At 65.5% G+C, this 20803-nt stretch carries 14 protein-coding genes; 5 read left to right on the top strand and 9 right to left on the bottom strand.

Annotation, left to right across the window (positions count from 1 at the left end; all coding sequences use genetic code 11):
* Nucleotides 1-10 precede the first annotated feature (10 nt).
* The 3 genes from pbpC to clpS form a co-directional block, all read right to left on the bottom strand.
* Nucleotides 11-2167, bottom strand: coding sequence for a penicillin-binding protein 1C (gene pbpC / locus HG262_RS19420; RefSeq protein WP_348984405.1), 2157 nt, complete (start codon nucleotides 2165-2167; stop codon nucleotides 11-13).
* Between the two features lie 59 nt (nucleotides 2168-2226).
* The gene (locus tag HG262_RS19415; RefSeq protein WP_248293425.1) at nucleotides 2227-7371 is read right to left on the bottom strand and encodes an alpha-2-macroglobulin; all 5145 of its coding nucleotides are present in this window, start codon (nucleotides 7369-7371) and stop codon (nucleotides 2227-2229) included.
* 234 nt (nucleotides 7372-7605) lie between these two features.
* Nucleotides 7606-7920 (bottom strand): ATP-dependent Clp protease adapter ClpS, encoded by a 315-nt coding sequence (gene clpS, locus HG262_RS19410; protein ID WP_006220276.1) that lies wholly within the window; start codon nucleotides 7918-7920, stop codon nucleotides 7606-7608.
* 226 nt (nucleotides 7921-8146) lie between these two features.
* On the opposite strand from clpS, the gene HG262_RS19405 reads away from it, so the two are divergent.
* The gene (locus HG262_RS19405) at nucleotides 8147-8392 is read left to right on the top strand and encodes a cold-shock protein (RefSeq protein WP_006220277.1); all 246 of its coding nucleotides are present in this window, start codon (nucleotides 8147-8149) and stop codon (nucleotides 8390-8392) included.
* A gap of 94 nt (nucleotides 8393-8486) precedes the next feature.
* Nucleotides 8487-8999: a DUF192 domain-containing protein gene (locus HG262_RS19400; protein WP_211187541.1), complete on the top strand. Its 513-nt coding sequence runs from the start codon at nucleotides 8487-8489 to the stop codon at nucleotides 8997-8999.
* A 113-nt stretch (nucleotides 9000-9112) separates the two neighbouring features.
* Here the strand turns inward: HG262_RS19400 and pcaF are convergent, their stop codons facing one another.
* The 5 genes from pcaF to xseA form a co-directional block, all read right to left on the bottom strand.
* Nucleotides 9113-10318, bottom strand: coding sequence for a 3-oxoadipyl-CoA thiolase (gene pcaF, locus HG262_RS19395; RefSeq protein WP_105556335.1), 1206 nt, complete (start codon nucleotides 10316-10318; stop codon nucleotides 9113-9115).
* Between the two features lie 162 nt (nucleotides 10319-10480).
* Nucleotides 10481-11857 (bottom strand): chloride channel protein, encoded by a 1377-nt coding sequence (locus HG262_RS19390; RefSeq protein WP_169272572.1) that lies wholly within the window; start codon nucleotides 11855-11857, stop codon nucleotides 10481-10483.
* A gap of 167 nt (nucleotides 11858-12024) precedes the next feature.
* Nucleotides 12025-13731 (bottom strand): methyl-accepting chemotaxis protein, encoded by a 1707-nt coding sequence (locus HG262_RS19385; protein ID WP_169272562.1) that lies wholly within the window; start codon nucleotides 13729-13731, stop codon nucleotides 12025-12027.
* A 283-nt stretch (nucleotides 13732-14014) separates the two neighbouring features.
* Nucleotides 14015-14593, bottom strand: coding sequence for a superoxide dismutase [Fe] (gene sodB, locus HG262_RS19380; protein ID WP_006227881.1), 579 nt, complete (start codon nucleotides 14591-14593; stop codon nucleotides 14015-14017).
* A gap of 114 nt (nucleotides 14594-14707) precedes the next feature.
* Nucleotides 14708-16075, bottom strand: a complete 1368-nt coding sequence (gene xseA, locus HG262_RS19375; protein WP_169272561.1) for an exodeoxyribonuclease VII large subunit — start codon at nucleotides 16073-16075, stop codon at nucleotides 14708-14710.
* A 351-nt stretch (nucleotides 16076-16426) separates the two neighbouring features.
* Between xseA and HG262_RS19370 the strand changes: the two genes are divergently transcribed.
* Genes HG262_RS19370 through lpxK form a run of 3 tightly spaced genes read left to right on the top strand, consistent with a single transcriptional unit; the run spans nucleotide 16427 to nucleotide 18506 of the window.
* Nucleotides 16427-17050: a MotA/TolQ/ExbB proton channel family protein gene (locus HG262_RS19370; RefSeq protein WP_169272560.1), complete on the top strand. Its 624-nt coding sequence runs from the start codon at nucleotides 16427-16429 to the stop codon at nucleotides 17048-17050.
* Nucleotides 17047-17460, top strand: coding sequence for a biopolymer transporter ExbD (locus HG262_RS19365; protein ID WP_105556341.1), 414 nt, complete (start codon nucleotides 17047-17049; stop codon nucleotides 17458-17460). Before HG262_RS19370 ends, HG262_RS19365 begins: the two co-directional genes overlap by 4 nt.
* Nucleotides 17457-18506: a tetraacyldisaccharide 4'-kinase gene (gene lpxK, locus HG262_RS19360; RefSeq protein ID WP_169272559.1), complete on the top strand. Its 1050-nt coding sequence runs from the start codon at nucleotides 17457-17459 to the stop codon at nucleotides 18504-18506. The genes HG262_RS19365 and lpxK overlap by 4 nt, the downstream gene beginning before the upstream one ends.
* Here the strand turns inward: lpxK and HG262_RS19355 are convergent.
* Nucleotides 18503-20725, bottom strand: coding sequence for an IgaA/UmoB family intracellular growth attenuator (locus HG262_RS19355; RefSeq protein WP_169272558.1), 2223 nt, complete (start codon nucleotides 20723-20725; stop codon nucleotides 18503-18505). The two genes, lpxK and HG262_RS19355, sit on opposite strands and share 4 nt — an antisense overlap.
* Between the last annotated feature and the right edge of the window lie 78 nt (nucleotides 20726-20803).

The raw sequence follows: 20803 nt of genomic DNA, 5'->3' as shown, positions 1-20803 counted from the left end.
TCTATGCCGATCATGGCGTAACGCCAGCGATTTCAAAAACCACGCTATCGTGGCGGCCTTGTGTGTCCATGACGGTAAGCGTATACCGGCCGTCTTGTGCCAGCACTAATTTAAACGAATGACTCGACGCGCCGTGATTCACCACGCGCCCGTCAAGCATCCACCACACGTCGCCTTCGGCGCCCTGCACATCCACATCCAGCGCCACCTGCCGGCTGCCGGGCACGGGCCGCAGCACCGAACCGTTCGCCACGCCACCCAGGCGCAAAGGCCCCTGCGTGGCGTCGGCGTAGCCGGCAAAAGACGGCGGCGCCGTATCATTCAGCAGCCAGGCCGCGCGCTGTTCGGGGCATTCCCCCGAGGGCACGCTGCCCAGCCTGTAACCCAATGGCCAGCATGTGACTGCCGCCTGCACCGTTTCGGGCCGGCTGCGCACCTGCTGCGCCCCTTCCGGTAACGCCGCCACAATATCCTGCAGTAGCGGCGCTGCCACATTCGCCCCGAAAAATCCGGGGTTCGGCGTGCCATCCGGGCGCCCGACCCAGACGCCAAGCGTCCATCTGTCGGTCACTCCGATCGCCCAGGCATCCCGGAATCCGAAACTGGTCCCGGTTTTCCAGGCCAGCCGCCGGGCCGGGCTGCCCGACTGGTAGAAAGGCCGGTCGGGATGCCCACCGCCTTCCAGGATATCGCGGACGATCCAGGCGGCTCCAGCACTCATCATACGGGACTCGATCCGAGGCTGCTCCGCCCGCAGGCGAGGCCGGCCGGAGATCCCGCCCCGGGCCAACGCCCGATAAGCGCCGACCAGTTCTTCCAATGTGGTGCCGCCCCCGCCCAAAATCAAGCTCAAATTCGGTGCGGCGCCCGCAGGCAAACGTAACCGCACCCCGCCGGCCAGCATCGCCGAGGCAAAACTGACGGGCCCGACACGGTCCAGCAGGTCCACGGCCGGCACATTCAGCGACCGCTGCAGCGCCTGCGCCACACTGATCGGCCCCGAAAACGCCGCCTGGAAATTGCCCGGCGCGTAGCCGCCGAACGACATGGGCGCGTCGATCAGCAGGCTTTCGGAATGGATCAGGCCTTCATCCAGCGCTTGCGCGTACAAAAACGGCTTCAGAGTAGAACCCGGCGAACGCACGCCGCGCACCATATCCACATGGGCGTAACGGGTATCGTCGGAAAAATCGGCGGATCCGGCGTAGGCCTTGACCTCAAGCGTATCGTTGTCCATGACCAGCACGGCCATCGACACCTTGGGCGGCAGGCTGTCGACACGGTCCAGCAACATGCGTTCCACCGCGGCCTGCATGTCGGCGTCCAGCGTGGAGGCCACCAGCGGCGGGCGATCCCCCGGGCGGCGTTTGGCCGATCGGCTGCCCGCCTCTTGCAGCAGGCGCTGGGCGGCAAGCGGCGCCAGCCAGCGCGCCCGCAACGGCGGCGCGATCACAGTTTCGATCTTGGCGTCGGCAACCTGCGCCGGCGTCCAGCGGCCCAGCTCGGCCATCCGGTCCAGCACCTTGTCGCGGGCGGCCTGGGCGGCTTCGGGATGGCGGTCGGGACGCAGGCGCGACGGCGCCTGGGGCAAAGCGGTCAGCATGGCCGCCTCTGCCGGGCTCAGGTCGCGGGCAGGCTTGCCCAGCCACAACCGCGACCCCATTTCCACGCCTTCCACGATACCGCCCATGGGGGCGTGGGTCAGATACAAGGACAGGATCTCGTCCTTGCTGTAGTGCATTTCCAACTGCACGGCGCGCCAGGCTTGCCGCAATTTCGCGGACATCGACCGCGACGGCTTGCCGGCCAACTGCGGATCGATCAGCCGCGCGACCTGCATGGTCAGGGTCGATCCGCCCGACACGATGCGGCGGTTGGTGGCCCATTGCCAGCCCGCGCGCGCGAGCGCCACTGGATTCACCCCCGGGTGCCAGTAGAACCAGCGATCCTCGTAAGTCAGCAAGGTGTCCAGATAGCTGGGCGACACCTGGTCCGGCTTGACCGGGTAGCGCCAGATGCCGTCGCGGCTGGGATAGTTGCGCAGCGGCGTGCCGTCGGCGGCGATGACGACCGCCGCCCCCCCGGAGTCGATGGCGGGAAGCGGATACAGGCGGTCCAGCACGAATAACAACGCGGCCAGCGCAAACAACACGCTGGCCGCGATGATGCCGCGCCGCCGCCAGCGACGGGCGCGCTGGGCGCTCGTCGCGGGGGTGGCGGCGGCGGTCAAGGACGCTTGGCGCCGCGATCGCGGATGTCGACCGTGCTCCACTGCTCACCCACGCCGCGGATTTCCGGACGGTACATGTCCTCGGCCACCGTCGACGGCACCGCAAAGCGGCCCGGCGTCACGACGCGCACCAGATAGAACACGTCCACCTTGCCGCGGCCCAGGGACACGGCGGCCACGTAACGGTCGTCACGGAATTCGCGATGCTTGATGTTGGAGTCGGACATCGCTTCCGCCACACGGCGCCCGCCGATCGTCCATTCCTGCATCTCGGGACTCTGCGACAGGTTCAGGTTCTCGACTTCGAAGCCCGCGGGCACGCGGTCCTCGATCAGGGCATCGGGGATGCTCTGGTTGGCCGAGGCCTGCACCCACACCACCAGCATGTCGCCCGTCTGCAAGGTGCCGCCGTCCCACGGTTTGCCGTCGGGGCGGTACCAGCCGCGCTTCAACTGGATGACGTCGTTGCGCGGCTTGGGCGCAACCGTCGGGCTGCCCTGGATGTCGTATTCAACGAACAGCGATTGCGAACCGGTGTTGACCAGTTGCGTATTCGCCAGGTCCGCCGCCGACAGCGCCACCGTCTGGTCGCTCTTGCCGCCGTCCAGCGGCTTGTGCGCGCCGTTGACGGTCAGCGAGGCTTCCCACGGGGAGCCCTTGTCGCCGCCGATCGCACGCGCGGCCAGCAACAGCGACATCCTTTCCTGCGTCGACAGGTACGAGCGGTTGCCCAGGCGGGCCGTCAACTGCGTCAGCAGGTTTTCCAGGCGCTCGTGCTTCAAGCCGTACTGGTTGGCCAGCGCATATGCCAGCGAGTAATCACGCACGCTGCTGCCGTAGTCGCCCAGCCATTCGTCGTAATAGGCGTTGTAGTTGCGGCGCGGGAAGCCGTACTCGCGCGTCATGGCGGCGTCCAGCGCGGACTTCATGCGCCCTTCGTCACCCATCAGCTTGAATGCGGCCGCCAACTGGATCAGCGGCAGCGGCGAACGCGCGCGCTCCTGGTAGTTGTCGAACAGTTGGCGGACCGTGGACAACGGCGCCTTCTTGTCGCGGGCCAGTGCCAGCACCGCGGTCGACAGGCCGGCAAAGCGGCGATGATCTTCGCGCAGGATGTTGGCGTCGCTGCCGTCGATGCGGCCTGCCTCGACATTGCGGCGCAGGTTCACCGACCACGTGCCGAAACCATTCGACGTCTGCTGCACTTGCTCCAGCAGCCACTGACGCGAACGGTCCAGTGTGGCTTCCGGCACTTCAAAGCCCTTGTCGCGGGCATCTTGCAGGAAGCCCACGGCGTAAGCCGTCAGCCAGACGTCGCGGGACGTCGAACCGCTCCACAGGTTGTAGGAACCCACGGCGTTGCGCATGCCCGACAGGCGGGCGATCGCGCCCGAGACCTGGGTGGCGCGCTCCGTCTGCGAACGCGGCTTCAGGCCGAACTGCTTGGCAACGTCTTCGTCGATCAGCACCCACGGCAAGGCGCGGCTGATGGTCTGCTCGGTGCAACCGTACGGATAGGCGAGCAGGCCTTCGACCAGGCGATTGACGTTGAACGGCGGACGGTTCGACACCGTCATGCTGATCAAGGCCGAATCCGGATAGTACGAAGACACCCACGACGCCTGCGGCGTATTCGACTCGCCCGGGTTCAGGCGCAGACGGCGCACCTGGCGTTCGCCCGCATAGGCCGGCTGCACCTGCAACACGGATTCGCGCACGATATGCACGGGCTTGCCGCCGCCCTGGCCGTCGACGGTCAGGCGCATCAGGCCCAGGCCGTACGAGCCGGTAGTGGTGGCATTAAAGCGCAGGGTCGTGCGTTGCTTGTCCTTCAGCGTCAAGGTGCGCACGCCGTCCGGAATCGCCAGCGGGTCCAGCGCTTCCAGCTTGACCGTGATCTTCTGTTCGGCGCCGCTCAGGTTGGTCACGTCCAGCGCAATCGCCGCCTGGTCGCCCGGGGTGATGAAACGCGGAGTGTTCAGTTCGGCCACGATCGGCGCCGCCACCACCATTTCGGTGTCGGTGCTGCCGTAGTTGTCGGCCGTGAAGGCCACCGCCATCAGGCGCAGCGTGCCGTTGAAGTCGGGCAGGTCCAGCGGAATGTCCGCTTCGCCCTGCGCGTTCAACGTCACCGGGCCCGAGAACAGGTCGACCAGCTTGACCTTCTTCGGCAGGCTCTTGCTGTCGCCACGCATGGCGGCGTCACCGCCCCACTTCAGCTTGCCCTTGGTGCCGTCCATCTTTTCGATCAGCTTGCCGTACATGTCCAGCAATTCGGGCGCGTAACGGTGCTTGCCGAAGAAGAAGTCCAACGGATCCGGCGTGGCGTACTGGTTGATGTTCAGGATCCCGACGTCCACGGCCGACAGGGTCACCGTGGCCTGCTTGCCCTGGGCGCCGTCCACCTTGACGCGCACGGTCGTCTTGTTTTCCGGCACGGCCTTGGGCGGCGCGGTCAGCTTGACGTCCAGCTTGCGCTCGGCACTGGCGATTGGCAGGAACGCCAGGCCCAGCGCGCGCGCCGGGGTCACGCGGTCGCCTTCGCTGCCCGGGCGGAACACGGCGGCAGACACGTACAGGTCGTGACGCTTCCAGTCCTTGCTGATGGGAATTTCAACTTGGGTGCCCGTCGCCTTCACGGCGACCCAGGTGGACCACAGCATGCGGTCGCCTTCGACCGTCACCAGGGCCTGGCCGTCATGCGGCGGGGTCAGCGTCACCTTGACGGTGTCGCCCGGCTTGGCCGGCACGCCTTCAAGCTTCATCTGGACGCGGTCCGGACGGTTGCCCATCGCGTCGGCATCCTGCGCGTTCCAGCCCGCATAGAAGCGGTAGCGCATCGTCTCGCCCGTTTCCGGGTCGGTCAGTTCCAGGCGGTAGCGGCCCCACTTGACCGGAACGGTCAGTTGGGCGCGGTCGGTCAGCGCGATCTCGCGCGAATCGAGCAGTTCATCGGTTTCGGTATAGCCGCTGTTCCAGCCGCGCTGGTCATCGAAACGCCAGTAGTACTGGCGCTCTTCGCGGAACAGGCGCATCTGGGCCTGGGCCAGCGGTTCGAGCTTGCCTTGGGCATTTGCGCGGATCACTTCAAAGGTGGCGGGCGCGCTTTCGCGGGCCACGTCGCCGTCGAATTGCGGACGCACACCGATCAGCTTGTCAGCGGGCCAGACGCTGCGCTCGATAGAACGCACCACCGGACGGCCGCCGGATTCCAACAGGCTGGCCGATACCCGCAGCTTCATGGGCGAATGCGTGCCGGCGGTGCTCGACGGGACTTCCAACTGCGCATGGCCCTTGTCGTCCAACGCCGTTTCCGGCAGCTCGCCGAACGAGCGGCGCGAATCGTCGGCCACGTCGCCGAAGATGAAGCCAGGCCATTGCTGGGCCAACGCAAAGCGGTCACGCTTGACCTGGAAGGTCGACAGCAACCGATTGCCGGCGGCCGGCGCCCCATACAGGTAGTCGCCCTGCACATCGACGGTCAGGTCGTCGCCGATCGACAGCACTTCCTGTTCGGAGGTCAGCGCCATCTTCATGCGCTCGGGCAGGAATTCCTCGACCTGGAACTTCCACGACGCGTCCGGCGCGCGCGAAGCGGGATCCACCCGCAGCTCAAGCAGCCACGAACCGGTCTGCGCATCCAGCGGCAGCTCGATCGCGCGTTCGACATAGCCCACCAGGTCTTTCTTGGGCTGCCACAAGGTGGTCTGCACCACCCGGCCGTCAGGGCGCTTGATCGTGGCGGTCAGCGGCGCCGGGGTCAGCACGCGGCCGTCCAGATCACGCGGCAGCACCGACACATTGAACGTTTCGCCGGGGCGATACAGGTTGCGGCCCGCGTAGACGAACAAGTTGTTCGGGCGCGAGGTATGGCCACCGGTGTCGAATTCCGACAGGTCCAACGCCGGCTCGGCCAGCGCCAGAACGGTCATTTCCTTGTCGCGCGACGCGCGGATGACACGCGCATTGGTGAAACTGCCTTCGAAACGGACATGGCCTTGCGCATCGGCGGCGGCCTTGGCCAGCGCCTTGCCGGCGCCGTCCACCAATTCAAACGTGGCGCCCGAAATGGCCTGGCCGGTCTTCAACGACACGGAATAGGCTTCGATGCGGTCGGTATAGCGGCGCGCATGCAGGCCGATATCGCTGACATAGAAATACGTGACCTGGTACTCGTAGCGGAAGCGGCCGGGTTGGCTCATCACCGCGATGTAGATGCCGGGCTCTTGCAGTTCCTTCACGCCTTCGACCGGCAGGAACGTCACATGGCGGCGGTTGGGCTTGTCGTCGGTCAGGAAACGGCCTTGATAGACGCTGGTCGTCAGTGAATTCAGGCGGTCCAGGTCCCAGTTGCTGACCGAGCCCTTCAGGCTGCGGTTGTCCGAATAGCGCCAGCCGTCTTCTTCGTCGTAGCCGCCTTCTTCATCGTCGGACTGGGCTGCCGTGTTGCGGCCGATACCCAGGACGGTTTCGAACAGTTCCGGCACACGGTCCGGGGCCACGCGCAGGAACTGCACGTCGACTTCGGACACGTTGACCGTCGCCACCGGCAGGCCGCCATTCTGGCCGGCCGGCAGCACGACGCCGCGGCTGGCGAAGTAGAACGACGGCGGCATGGCCTGAGTGTTGACCTCGCAATTCGACGATTCAGCCAGCACGACCTTGTCGCCCACGCCGGGCAGGCCCGAACGCACCGTGATCGCGTACTTGCGCTGCGGCTGGATGTACGGGAAATACACCATGCGCGGGTTCTCGCCCACGACCCAGTTGCCCTTGACGATCTTGCCCTTCGGCGCGGCGTCGCCCGGCTTGACCGAAGCCGGCTGATCGTTCGGAGAGGCGGCGGATTCGCTGTCCTGGTCGTCCTTGCCGGACGTGGAGCCGATGTCGGTCACCTGGAGGAAACTATCCAGGTTCGCCTTGCCGTCCACCGGTTGCGTGAACGTGACGGAGAGCGACAGCGTGTCGTTGTATTGACGCGGCTGGCAGGTCAATGCAGCAAAGGGATCAGCCGAGCCGACCACCGCACTGGCCGGCAACGCCGGTTTGGCGTCGCCGGAAGCCGGTGCCGATGGGTTCGCCGCCGGAGAGGTTGCCGCGGGTACGGGGGATGGCGCGACCGCCTGGCGGTCCTTGCCCATCCACCAGCCCGCGCCGATGGCTCCTGCTAAAACCACAACGCCGGCTACTGCCAGCCATGTCTTGCTGATCTTTCCACTCACGGCAAACCCCTCCGCCTTACTCTAATTCAATGCTCCTTTGCGGCGGAGCTGCCGACCAACTTGCCCGCGTGCTTCCCGGTACGCGGATACTACTTTCCTGCAAATGACGGACAGCACAACGCCGCCATCGCTGGCGGCACCTTCACTTGATTATTAGACGGGTTCCATCACGCATTGCAGCGGGTGCTGGCGCGCGCGCGCATATTGTCCGACCTGGGCAATGCGCGTCGCCGCGAGGTCGCGGGGGTACACCCCGCAAACCCCACGCCCTTCGTGATGCACTTGAAGCATGATCCGGGTCGCCTCTTCGTGGTTCTTATTGAAGAATTTTTGCAGAACTTTCACGACGAACTCCATCGGCGTGTAGTCGTCATTGAGCAACAAGACCTGGTACATCGGAGGCGGCGCGGCGCGTGCCGGTGCCTTCTCGACGGCCAAATCATGCTGGGTATCCAAGGTAGAACTCATAGGGCGGCTATTCTATTTAAACTGGGGACGCCTAACGTGTAACTTACGCAAAATTACACGCAGAAATACGTAGTTTCCATACTTGACGCGACAAAGAAAAGCGGCGCATTATCAGCGCATTCTGGGGTTTTCAACTCATCGAAAATCTGCCAGGAAGCCGGAGGGGGGACAAGGGTCTTGACCGCGATGCCCTTCTGTCAACATACGATTCAATGAGGCAGTCCGCATGTCTGATACGACCGCAACCGCCGTCCAAGGGGACAATCCCAAATCGACGGGCACCGTCAAATGGTTCAACGATGCAAAGGGGTTCGGCTTCATAACGCCCGACGACGGCGGTGAAGATCTGTTCGCCCACTTTTCGTCCATCCAGATGAATGGTTTTAAAACCCTGAAAGAAGGCCAGAAAGTGGCCTTCGAAATTATCCAGGGGCCCAAAGGCAAGCAGGCGCTTAATATCACGGCTGCTTGAGTTACCCTTAAAGTGCAACGGTAAGGTTGCGCCATTAATTCAGGCGGGGCTTTCGAGCCCCGCCTTGTTATTTTCACTATTACTACGCCAGGCCATGCTGAAGAATGCTGTGTTGTTCCCTGTCAGTCGCACGTTGTTCAAGACAGCGTTCTTTAAATCAGCACCGATGAGAGCGCTATCCGCCGTATTGGCCGCCGCCGCGCTCACCCTGAGCGCCAGCGCCTTTGCCCAGACCGGCCCGCAAGCGCCGCTGCCGACTACCCAGCTATCGGCGGGTATCCATATTATCCGTGCCGAAGTCGCCAATACGGACGCCACGCGCCGCGACGGCCTCATGTTCCGCAAAGAACTTCCGGGCAACGACGGCATGCTGTTCGTATTCGAACAGCCCGACGTGCAGTGTTTCTGGATGCGCAACACGCTTCTGCCGCTTTCGATAGCCTTTATCGCCGACGACGGCACGATCGTCAACATCGACGACATGGCACCGCAGACCGAAGATCCGCACTGCGCGAAGAAACCCGTGCGCTACGCCTTGGAAATGGCCCAGGGCTGGTTCGAAGAGCACGGCATCAAGGCCGGACGGAAAATCGACGGACTGCCCTGAGCGGCGCGATCCCGGGGCGGCAACACCCGTTTCGGATACGACAAGGGAGCCCCGCGGGGCTCCCTTTTTGATTCCCGCCCAGGAAAACGGCGGGAAAAAACAACACTTTAGCGTCAGACGCGCTCGATGATCAGCGCGATACCCTGGCCCACGCCGATGCACATCGTGCACAGCGCATAGCGGCCGCCGGTGCGGTGCAGTTGGTTGATCGCGGTGGTGGCCAGACGCGCGCCGCTGGCGCCCAGCGGATGGCCCAGGGCGATCGCGCCGCCGTTGGGGTTCACGCGCGGGTCGTTGTCGGCAAGGCCCAACTGACGCATCACGGCCAGGCCTTGGGCGGCGAAGGCTTCGTTCAGTTCGATCACGTCCATCTGGTCGAGCGTCAGGCCGGTCTGGGCCAGCACCTTCAGCGTCGCGGGCGCCGGGCCGATGCCCATGATGCGCGGCGCGACGCCGGCGGTAGCCATGCCGACCACGCGGGCTCGCGGGGTCAAGCCGTGGCGGGCAGCGGCCTTTTCGTCGGCCAGCAGCAGCGCGGCTGCGCCGTCGTTCACGCCCGACGCGTTGCCAGCCGTGACAGTGCCGCCTTCACGGACCACGCCCTTCAACTTGGCCAGCGATTCCAGACTGGTTTCGCGCGGATGCTCGTCCTTGGCGACGATGATGGCATCGCCCTTTTTCTGGGCGATCGACACCGGCACGATCTCGGCGTCGAACACGCCTTCCTTTTGCGCACGGGCCGTCTTCTGCTGGCTGGCCAGCGCGAACAAGTCCTGGTCTTCGCGGCTGATCTTGAAATCGTCGGCAACGTTCTCGGCGGTCTCGGGCATGGAGTCCACGCCGTACTGTGCCTTCATCAGTTTGTTGATGAAGCGCCAGCCGATCGTCGTATCGAAGATGGCGGCATTGCGCGAGAACGCGCTGTCGGCCTTGCCCATGACGAACGGCGCACGGCTCATGCTTTCAACGCCGCCAGCCAGCATCAGGCCGGCTTCGCCGGCGCGAATGGCGCGGGCGGCGGTACCGATGGCGTCCAGGCCAGAACCGCACAGGCGGTTGACGGTGGCGCCGGGCACTTCGATCGGCAAACCAGCAAGCAGGGTCGCCATGCGGGCGACGTTGCGGTTGTCTTCACCGGCCTGGTTCGCGCAACCCATGATCGCGTCATCCAGCTCTTCCCAGCGCACGCCGGGGTTGCGCGCCACCAGCGCCTTGATGGCGACGGCAGCCAGATCGTCGGGGCGCACGGATGCCAGCGCACCGCCGTAGCGGCCGAAGGGAGTGCGGATCGCATCACAAATAAAGGCATTCACGGTCATGAGAAGCTCGGAGTGAAGTGGGAAAAACGGGATCGCTCGATGTTAACGCAGCGATTTTCGCGCCAAATTGGTGCAAGGCGATCGTGTCCGCCACATGGACGATGTCCAGTAGGTGTTCATCCTGATCGTGCGCCGCGTATGCACGGTTTGCGTGCATGGCGGTCACGGCGCGGTTGACTTCGCACCTGCCGGACCCGGTTCCGTTTCCGTCTTCGCTGCGCGGCCGGCGTCCACGATGGCCTGCCGGCGAAAACGTCCCGCTGCCAGGTGATAGAAGGGTTGCGGGCAGAACTGGCGCGATACACCCGAAGCCAGCAGCGAACCCACCAGCAGCCAGAACAGCATGGGCTGGCTGCCCGTCATTTCCATGACCACCACGCTGGCCGTCAATGGCGCCTGCGTCGCCGCGGCCAGAAAAGCCGCCATCGACACCAGCACCAGTACGCGCTGGTCCACGCCCTCACCCGCCAATTCCCAGATATGCTGGCCGATGCCGGCGCCGGTAGTCAGGGCGGGCGTGAAGATGCCGCCGGGAATGCCCGCCCAATACGAGGCCACGGTGGCCGCCAGCTTGGCCAGGCCGAAGCCGGCGGGCGCGGCGTCATGGCCCGACAGCAGGTCCGCCGCCACGCCGTAACCCGTGCCGTAGACGCTGCCGGCGGTGCACAGGCCGATCACGGCCAGGACCAACCCCATGATGAAGGCGGTCCAGATGGGATGCGCGCGGATCCAGGCGCGCCACGCCGCCGGCGCCGACCCCGCCGCGCCCTTGCCCAGCAGCCGCGCGAAGATTCCGCCCAGCGCGCCATTGATCGTGCCGCAGACGATGATCCACATCACCATGCCGTGCGCCAGCGGCGCGCCACCGAACACGCCGAAGTACGGGTTGTTGCCTTGCACCGCCACCACCAGGAAGCCGGCAGCCAGCACGCCGATCAGCACCAGGCGCTGCCAGCGCAGCACCGTGCCCCGGCCCAGCTCTTCGATGGCGAAGATGACGCCGGCCAGCGGCGCGTTGAAGGCGGCAGCGAGCCCGCCCGCGGCACCCGCGGCGATCAGCTCATTGGCATGGAAGCCGCGCAGTTGCACGCCACGCCGTTTCCAGAAATCTCCCCAGGCCAGCATCAGCGCAGCGCCGACCTGCACCGACGGGCCTTCGCGGCCGATCGATGCGCCGGCCAGCATGCCGAAGAACGCCAGCGGGATCTTCCACAGGGCTTGCGCCAGCGACACCAGGCTGCTTTGGCTGGCACCGGGCGGCAATGACAACGCGCCGATGACTTGGGGAATGCCGCTGCCTGACGCGTTGGGCGCAAAGCGCAGCGTCAGCCAGCGCAAGCCGGCCAGGCTGAACGGCAGCACCAGCAAGGCGAGCCAGCCGCTATGGCCAACCCATTCACGGTTCCAGTCCAGCGCCTTGTCGGCCAGATAAGCGAAGCCCAGCGACATCAGGGCCACCAGGCCTGCGCCTCCCAGCAACAAGAGCATTTGCAGGCTCTTGCGTGAGAGGCGATTGATTTGACGCACTTTGCGGCGCATCAGGCGGCGAGCGCCGGCGGAGATCCGGCGGAATGAATCAGTCAGGTGCATGGGCTGCTGGCAGGCGGCGGAAAGTGGCTAACCTTACCATTCCCACCTGACCCGCAGCCCACAATCCGAATCGGCAACCGGCGGCGAAACCATCGCCGCCGATCGGGACAACAGACTTAGAACGTCGACCAGTCGTCGTCGGACGCGTGCGCCAACGCCGGACGAGCCTGCCCAGCACGCGCTGCGGAGGCCACGGGCTTCTTCGCCACGACCGGCACGGCCTGCACCAGCCGGGCTTGCGCCTGGCGGGCCGAACCGCTGCTGGCGTCCACCTTGAAGCGGCGCACTTCCTGTGCCAAGCGGGAGGCTTGCTCCTGCATGCTGCCGGCTGCCGCAGCGGCCTCCTCCACCAGCGCCGCGTTCTGCTGCGTCACGGTGTCCATCTGCGCCACGGCCTGGTTCACTTGGCCAATGCCCGAGGACTGCTCTTCCGAGGCGCTGGCGATTTCGCGCACCAGGACGGCGACCTGACGCACGCTATCGACCACTTCGCGCATGGTGCGGCCGGCTTCGTCAACCTGCCGCGTGCCGCCTTCGACACGCGTGACGGATTCATCGATCAAGGCCTTGATCTCCTTGGCCGCCACCGCCGAACGCTGCGCCAGCGTGCGCACTTCGCCCGCCACCACGGCAAAGCCGCGGCCTTGCTCGCCGGCGCGCGCCGCTTCCACCGCGGCGTTGAGCGCCAGGATGTTGGTCTGGAACGCAATGCCGTCGATCACGCCCGTGATATCGGCGATACGGCGCGAGCTGTCGGAAATGGCACTCATGGTCTGCACGACGCCTTCGACCACTTCACCGCCGCGCACCGCGACCGAGGAGGCCTGGCTGACGAGGCGATCGGCTTCGCTGGCGTTGTTGGCGTTTTGCTGCACGGTGCTGGTCAGCTCTTCCATCGACGCGGCGGTCTCTTCCAGCGACGAGGCCTGCTCTTCCGTGCGCTGCGACAGGTCGGAGTTGCCCTGCGCAATCTGCGACGAGGCCGAGGCGATGCTTTCACATCCGTCGCGCACGTCGGCGACGATGCGCGCCAGGCTTTCGTTCATCGCCTTCAGTGCGCCCATCAGATCGCCCGTCTCGTCCCGGGTGGCCACCTGGATGTCGGTCGTCAGGTCGCCGGCGGCGACTTGGCGCGCGGCCTTGACGGCTTGCTCCAGCGGACGCACGATCCCGCGCGTCACCAGCCAACCCAGCAGCATGCCAATGGCCACGCCGGCCACGGCCAGCGCGATCATGACCGCGCGCACCGCGCCGTACAGGTCCGTGCCTTCCTGCACGGATTGCGCGGCGGTCTTTTCCTTGCCCACTGCCAGGTCCGTCATCAAGTCGTCCAGCTTCTGCGACGTAGCGATCACCCGCTTCTCGATGTCGGCGACGCGCGGATCCGCCTGCGTCAGGGATTGCGATTGCGCGGCGGCAAAGAACGCCTCCGACTCGCGTTTCCAAACCTGTTCGGTTTCCGCAAACTGGGCCAGCAGGCGCTTGCCCTCTTCCGCATGGAAATTGGCGGCGGCCTTCTCACGCAGCACGTCCATGTTCTTGACGGCGTCGTCGAACTGCTTCTTCAACGCCTGACGATCCTGGTCGCTGGACGCGGCCAGGTAGCCGCTACGGGCGCGGCCCGCGTAGATCAGGTTGAGATTGGCTTCCTTCAAATCCGAGATGCCGCGCAGCTCGGTGTCATAAAGCCGATCGTTCATTTCATTGATGCGTGACAGTCCCCACACGCCAAAGGCCCCGATGGCGCCGCCGATCAACGCGACGAGCAAGAACGCGCCCGACAGGCGCGCCCCGATACGCAAGCCCGAAAATAACCGCAACATGCTTCCCTTCCCTGTAGTTACCCCGGTTTATGGCGGGCGAGCCGCGGTCATCGGCGCCGTGGTTCAGCCGCAGACTGGTGGCAACAATAGCGGCCCGGGTTTCTAGGGATAACCCTAAAGAAAAGGGTGTTTTCTTGTCATTTCCCCATAATGAATTCGACAATCGACAGGGTTTTGTAAGCTGAATTTTTCCTGAACAAGAAAAAGAAAAACCCCTCGGCAAAGCGAGGGGTTTCTTCATGCACCGCGGCGCAAGCGCCGCGGCATCTGGCGACCTTGCCTATCAGGCAAAGTTCTTGGCGGCGAACTCCCAGTTCACCAGCGCCCAGAAGTTTTCCAGGTACTTGGGACGCGCGTTGCGGTAGTCGATGTAGTACGCGTGTTCCCAGACATCACAGGTGAGCAGCGGCTTGTCGGCCGTGGTCAGCGGGGTGGCGGCGTTGCTGGTGTTGACGATGTCGACCGAACCGTCAGCCTTCTTGACCAGCCAGGTCCAGCCCGAACCGAAGTTGCCGGCTGCCGACTTGTTGAACGCTTCCTTGAAAGCGTCGAAGCTGCCCCACTTGGCGTTGATGGCATCAGCCAGCTTGCCCGACGGTGCGCCGCCGGCCTTGGGGGCCAGGCTGTTCCAGTAGAAGGTGTGGTTCCAGATCTGAGCGGCGTTGTTGAAAATGCCACCCGAGGATTTCTTCACGATGTCTTCCAGCGACAGCGTTTCGAATTCCGTACCCGGGATCAGGTTGTTCAGGTTCGTGACGTACGTCTGGTGGTGCTTACCGTAGTGGAACTCCAGCGTTTCCTTGGAGATGTGCGGCGCCAGCGCGTCCAGTTCGTAAGGCAGGGGGGGAAGAGTATGTGCCATGTGTTGGTTCCTTCTGTTGAGTGCACGATCAAGCCGTTCAATTGTATCGGCAACTAATGAGGATACCTTGTTAAACCCGTGCTTGCGCGGGGTTAACGGACAGGCCGAATCGCATCAGTCGGCGTCGCGCGTCTTGCGGGTCTGCTGCACCTGGACCTCTGCGCCGCCTTGCGCAAAACTCAAGTCCAGCGCCTGCCCGGCGGACAAGATTGCCGCGTCGCGCACGATGCGGCCTTCGCCGTCGCGGGCTATCGCGTATCCCCGAGCCAGGGTGTTGCCCGGATCCAGTGCGCGCAATTGCGCGGTGGCCGCCGCTACCCGATTGCGGTTCTGGATCAGCAGGCGAGCATGCGCCTGGCCCAGTTGGCGCACGGCGCCCGCCAGGCGATCGGCGGCGCGGCCCGTGTCCGGCACCCGATGCGTCAAGCGCTGGGCCAGCAGATTGACGCGCGCGGTGCGCCGGCCTTGCGGACCGGACCAGGCCGATGCCAGGCGGAAGCGCAGGCTGTTCAGGCGTTCCCGCTGATGCTCCAAGCGTTGCGCCGGGGACACCAGTTGCGCCGCCGCGCGGTCCAGGCGCTGGGCGGCGCGCTCCAGACGGCGCTGCTGGCCGCGCGCCATCGCCTGGGCGGTCTGCATGACGCGGCCCAGCAACTCGGAACGCGGCACGCAGGCCAGTTCGGCGGCGGCGGTCGGCGTCGGCGCGCGCACGTCGGCCACAAAGTCCACGATCGTGAAATCGGTCTCGTGCCCGACGCCGCTGATCACGGGGATTTCGCTGGCCGCCACCTGGCGTGCCAAGTCTTCGTCGTTGAAGCTCCAGAGGTCTTCGATGCTGCCCCCGCCGCGAACCAGCAGCAGCGTATCGACTTCGGCGCGCGCATTGGCCATCCGGACCTGGGCCGCCAGCCGGCCGGCGGCGTCCGCGCCCTGAACCGGGGCCGGATAGATGATGACCGGCACCTGCGGCGCCCGCCGGGCCAGGGCCGACAGCACGTCACGCAGCGCCGCCGCGTGCAGCGAAGTGACCACGCCGATGGCGCGCGGCAGGCGGACCGGGTCGCGCTTGCGGGCGGGATCGAACAGGCCTTCGGAGGCCAATTGCTCTTTCAGGCGCAGAAATGCTTCATATAGGTTGCCCAGCCCAGCCCGGCGCATGGCGTCGGCCTGCAGCTGATAGTCGCCGCGAGGCTCGTACAGGGATACCCGGGCGCGGATCTCGACCTGATCGCCGGCCCGAGGCACGAAGCCCACCGCGCTGGCACGACTGCGGAACATGACAGCGCGCACGGAGGCCCGGCTGTCCTTGAGCGTGAAGTACCAATGCCCGGAAGCCGCCGCCGTGAAGTTGGAAATCTCTCCGCGCACCCATATTGCCGGGATGCTGCGCTCCAACAACTGCCCCACTGCTTGGTTCAGCTGGGCAACTGTCAGGATATCCCGCGTAAATGCGTTGTTTGTGACTGCAAATTCAATTGTCATGAGGCTTTCCGATGCGTACCTGTCCACAGGGCATACGTAGCGGGCCGCAATGATACCGCGTCCACAGGTTTTTGCAGCAATGGGCCAGACAGCCAGCATTTTCGGTGCAATTCATTGATTTATATAAGTTTTTTACGGAAACACCACTGCGCTCATTTGAAGCAAACAAGCGCAAGCCCTGTGCCCACAAGCGTTCCGGCAGAGTTTTGCACAGAATTATCCACAACTTCTGTGGATAATTCCGGGGTCAACCCGCCTTGCCACAACCCCGCCGCACCGTTACAGTTTCGGCTTGATCAGATGCCAAGGTGCGCCCCCCTGCGCGCCAGGGTTTCCCGGGAGTTGAACGCTTTGCTTTCCATTTTGCGCGAGGCCGGCTGGCCTATCTGGCCCCTGCTGGCGACATCCGTGCTGGGTCTGGCGCTGATATTCGAGCGCTTCCTCTCCTTGCGCCGTAGCCTGATCCTGCCCCGAGGCCTGAACGAGCAGGTCGCCGACATGCTGCGCAACCATCAGGACACCCCCGAATCGATCCATCGGCTGGAACGCAACTCGCCGCTTGGCCGGGTGCTGGCCGAAGTGATGCGTCACCGCCATCTGCCCCGCGAAGAACTGCGCAACGTGGTCGAAGACGCCGGCCGCGCGGTCGCCCACGACCTCAGCCGCTACATCCCCGCCATCGGCACCATCGCCGTCGTCGCACCGCTGATGGGCCTGTTCGGCACAGTGGTCGGCATGATCGAGATTTTCGGCTCGTATACGCCCGGCGGCGGCGATCCGGCGCAACTGGCGCGCGGCATCTCGATCGCGCTCTACAACACCGGTTTCGGCATCCTGATCGCCATTCCCGCCATGATCGCGCACCGCTACCTGCGTAGCCGCGTCGACGGCTACCTGAGCGCCATGGAGCAATCGGCGTCGCGCCTGGTCCGCGCCGTGTCCTCCGCCCCCGCCCCGCGCGAGGGACGTTCATGAATTTCCGCGGCTCCCGCGGCGACCGCGATGAACTGGACATCAACCTGATTCCGCTCATCGACGTCCTGCTGGTCATCCTGATCTTCCTGGCGGCCACCACATCGTTCGCGCGTTTCACGCAGCTGAAAGTGACGCTGCCCCAAGCCTCGTCCGAACAGGACACGCCGCCCGCGCTGGAAGTCGCCGTCAGCCAGGACGGGCGCTACGCGCTGAATGGCACGCTGATCGACGTTTCCACGCCGCCCGAAATCGCCGAGGCCCTGCGCCAGGCCGCGGCCGGCAAGCCCGAACCTCTCGTCGTCATCAACGCCGACGCCCAAGCCACCCATCAATCCGTGATCAACATCATGGAAGCCGCCCGGCTGGCCGGCATCGGCCGCGTCAACTTCGCCGCCCAGACCTCCCGGTGACCACCACGCGTTCTTCTGCCTCGCTGCTGGCGCGCCAGTGGCAGCACGGCGGTTGGCTTTCAGGCCTGCTGCTGCCGCTGTCCGCGCTGACAGCGTGGGCCGTGGCCCGCAAGCGCAGACAATACCTGGACGGTTCCCGGCCAGCCTATCGCGCGCCGGTGCCGGTAGTGGTGGTCGGCAACATCTACGTGGGCGGCACGGGCAAGACACCGATGGTCATCGCCACGGTCCAAGGGCTGCGCGCGCGCGGCTACACGCCAGGCGTGGTCAGCAGGGGTTATGGCGTGAAGATCGGCCCGGACGCCCGCGTCGGGACCGGGGCGCTTGAGGCTGCCCGCTACGGCGACGAACCCGCCCTGATCGCCCGCGCGACCGGCGCCCCCGTCTCCGTGCACCCGAAGCGCGCACGGGCGGCCCAGGCCTTGTTGCAAGCGCACCCGGAGGTGGACGTGATCGTGTCCGACGACGGCCTGCAGCACCTGGCGCTGGCGCGCGACATCGAAATCGTGGTGCAGGACGAACGCGGCGTCGGCAATGGCCGCCTGCTGCCCGCCGGCCCCTTGCGTGAACCCGCCAGCCGCTTGCAGGATGTAGATGTGGTGGTCACCAATATCGGCACCGCCGACGGCCGCCCGGCGACAACGGGCAATGCCCGTCCACGCCAGGTGCGGATGTGGTTGGAACCGGGCGAAACCCGCCAGATCGAAGGCGGCTCCAGGCGGCCGTTGTCCGCCTATGCGGGGCAGCCGCGCATCGCGGCCGCGGCCGGTATCGGCAACCCTGAACGGTTTTTCACGACGCTGCGCGCCGCTGGTATCGTGCTGGATGCGACGCTGCCGCTGCCTGATCACCACGACTATGCGGAATCGCCCTTCCAGGCGATCACGGCGGAGACCATCCTCGTCACGTCCAAGGACGCGATCAAGTGCGCCGCCTTGCACGACGCGCGGTTGTGGGAAGTGCCGGTGCAGGCCGACTTCTCGGACCCGCAACTGTTCGATTGGCTGGCGCAGGCACTGCGCCAGCCTGCCCCTGCGCGCGCCTAGAAAAACGCGGGCTTGGCGGCGCTGCGCTGCTGCACATATTCCTGCAAGGCGCGCTCCCGTGCAGAGGCGGCCCGCATCCGGATCAGCGCGAGAGGCGCATGCACCAGCACCAGCAAAGCTGCCAGCGCCAGCCACGCCATGCGGGCCAGGGCCGGCCATGGATCATCCAGGCTGCGCGAGGCATCCACGGTGATTTCCGGCGCGCCCGACGCACCGGCGCCCGACGCATCGGCGCCCACTCCCACCACCATGCCGGCAAGCTTGAACGGCATTGCGCCTTCCGGCGACATCACCGTCTTCTGCTGGCCCCAGGCCGCCAACAGGTCCTCATTGTGCAGGTCCTTCAAGTCGGGCAACGTGGCGTAAGGGCCGGGCAGCACGTTCAGAACCACACCGCCCTTCTGAGTCGCCATCGCGCTGCGGGACGCACGGTCCAGCGCCGCCTTGATCGCCGGCGCCATGCTGGGCCGGGCAAGCTCACGCAGACGGCGCACGTCGCGCGACATCAGCACGCCGTCATCCCTGCGCCCATTGGCGTTGAACGCCCCGGCCTCCACCAGCCGGAGCAGCTCCAGCCAATTCCCGGGCTCTTCCCTGGCCAGCAGGAGGGCGTCGACAAACCCTTTCTTCAATTGATCGCACGCGGCAATCGCGGCGCCGGTGGCGGACTCGCACGCCAACTCGATGGTCAGCACGGTCTTGCTCAGTCCGACCACGGTCTCGGCCGACAAGGAGCGGGCGCCGTAGAGCGCCATCGGGTTGGCGCCCATCTGGCGCATGGCCTGGCTCCGGATCATCATGTCCATCATCGGGTTGGGCCGGGTCTTCAGGAAATCGCCCGAATACAGCTGCAGGATGGCCGCATCCACCTCCAGCGGAGCCGCCTGCGGCGGCGCCCCGTTCCACCGCAAGCGATGGCAATCGAAAGCAGCGCGGTCGAACTCGTCGATGTGGCGCAACTCGCAGCGCCCGTGGCCCTGCAGCGACACCATCGTGCCGAAGCCCGGCTGGTCCTGGGCCAGGGCAGCCGCCGATTCATAGCTGCGGGCCGGCTCGCCGCGCAACCAGGCACTCGTCAACGCCGCATCGCCCCTCAGGTTGTCTGCCGTTACCCACACCGCGACGCCGGCCAGCATCCCCACCAGCGCAAGCGTCGCGTGGCGGCCCCAATAGACGCGCGGAAACCGGCGCTGCTCCTCATCCAATGAATAGTTGCCGCCCAAGCGCAGGACGGCGTAATCGTCCACCCGCACGTCCACGTCAACCCGACCGTCTTCAGGCAGGGTCAGCGTGCTGCGCCAATGGTCAGGCAACTTGATCGGCAGCTTGTCGCCCAGGAACAGCTGGGTGGACACGGCTTGCGTGTTCTCCGGATTGGTCAGCACGACGGCATTGAGCTCGCCGCGCGCCTGGTTCACCTTCTGCGGCGCATCCGGCGCCCGACGTCGCCCGGTCAGCCACAGCGCCAGCACGGCCAGCGCAGTCGCCGCGCCCGCAAAGGCGACGCCACCGCCAGCCACGGTCGCAGCCAGGCCGGCAAAGACCAGCAGCCACACCATGGCAATCCAGAATCCGATGCCAGGCCGTTGACGCTCGGCGATTTCAGCGGGCGTCTCGTCGCGCTGGCTCAGGATCTCCACGCGCAGAGCGTCTGCAAACTCGCGCTCATCTTTCCCGCTTTCCGCCGACACCTCCACCGGCACCACGTCTTGCAGCGCCCCTACCTTGCCGCCCGACCACTGCTGGCCTTGCTTCTGCCGGCGCACATCTCGGTCGCGGCCGCCGGCGATGTCGAATTGGCCGTTCAGGGCCACGACAATGGCGAATTTCTCCGTCATGACCACTTCGGCCTGATTGTCCTCAAGCAGGTAGTCGCGCGCGTCATAGGGCAACACCACATCGACACCGCCCAAGGTGTCATGCATGGTCGACCCGCCCTGGCCGGTCTGAAGCCCATGGCGTACGAACGGCCCCTTTAACGCGACGATGCCCTCATTGACGAGGCTTGCGACCTTCTTGGGATTGGCGGGGGACACGAGAAAGGGCTGCACCAGCGCGCGCTCGTCGCTGGTCATGGCGCGCAGCGCCTCGCCCTCCTGCCTCAGTTCACGCAAGGCCCCCTTGTTGTCGCTGCGCCGCACCATATAGGTGATCCAGCTGATGATTGACCAGACCAGAATGATCAGCATCAATCCGATCTTGAGGGTATTCGCATCCATTGCGCTGCTTTCCTTTACCGAGAAACGCGGCGGATGATAGCGACGAACCGTCCCCGAATTTGCAGCATTCAATGCAAA

This window comes from Achromobacter sp. Bel, from assembly GCF_012928505.1.
Lineage (GTDB): Bacteria > Pseudomonadota > Gammaproteobacteria > Burkholderiales > Burkholderiaceae_B > Achromobacter.
This window is presented reverse-complemented; position numbering and strand designations above follow the sequence as displayed.

Excerpts from the sequence above, each read along its gene's own strand:
- HG262_RS19415 (WP_248293425.1), bottom strand. The coding sequence starts at position 7,371 with ATGGGCAAGGACCGCCAGGCGGTCGCGCCATCCCCCGTACCCGCGGCA.
- clpS (WP_006220276.1), bottom strand. The coding sequence starts at position 7,920 with ATGAGTTCTACCTTGGATACCCAGCATGATTTGGCCGTCGAGAAGGCA.
- HG262_RS19405 (WP_006220277.1), top strand. The coding sequence starts at position 8,147 with ATGTCTGATACGACCGCAACCGCCGTCCAAGGGGACAATCCCAAATCG.
- HG262_RS19400 (WP_211187541.1), top strand. The coding sequence starts at position 8,487 with ATGCTGAAGAATGCTGTGTTGTTCCCTGTCAGTCGCACGTTGTTCAAG.
- pcaF (WP_105556335.1), bottom strand. The coding sequence starts at position 10,318 with ATGACCGTGAATGCCTTTATTTGTGATGCGATCCGCACTCCCTTCGGC.
- HG262_RS19390 (WP_169272572.1), bottom strand. The coding sequence starts at position 11,857 with ATGCGCCGCAAAGTGCGTCAAATCAATCGCCTCTCACGCAAGAGCCTG.
- HG262_RS19385 (WP_169272562.1), bottom strand. The coding sequence starts at position 13,731 with ATGTTGCGGTTATTTTCGGGCTTGCGTATCGGGGCGCGCCTGTCGGGC.
- sodB (WP_006227881.1), bottom strand. The coding sequence starts at position 14,593 with ATGGCACATACTCTTCCCCCCCTGCCTTACGAACTGGACGCGCTGGCG.
- xseA (WP_169272561.1), bottom strand. The coding sequence starts at position 16,075 with ATGACAATTGAATTTGCAGTCACAAACAACGCATTTACGCGGGATATC.
- HG262_RS19365 (WP_105556341.1), top strand. The coding sequence starts at position 17,047 with ATGAATTTCCGCGGCTCCCGCGGCGACCGCGATGAACTGGACATCAAC.
- HG262_RS19355 (WP_169272558.1), bottom strand. The coding sequence starts at position 20,725 with ATGGATGCGAATACCCTCAAGATCGGATTGATGCTGATCATTCTGGTC.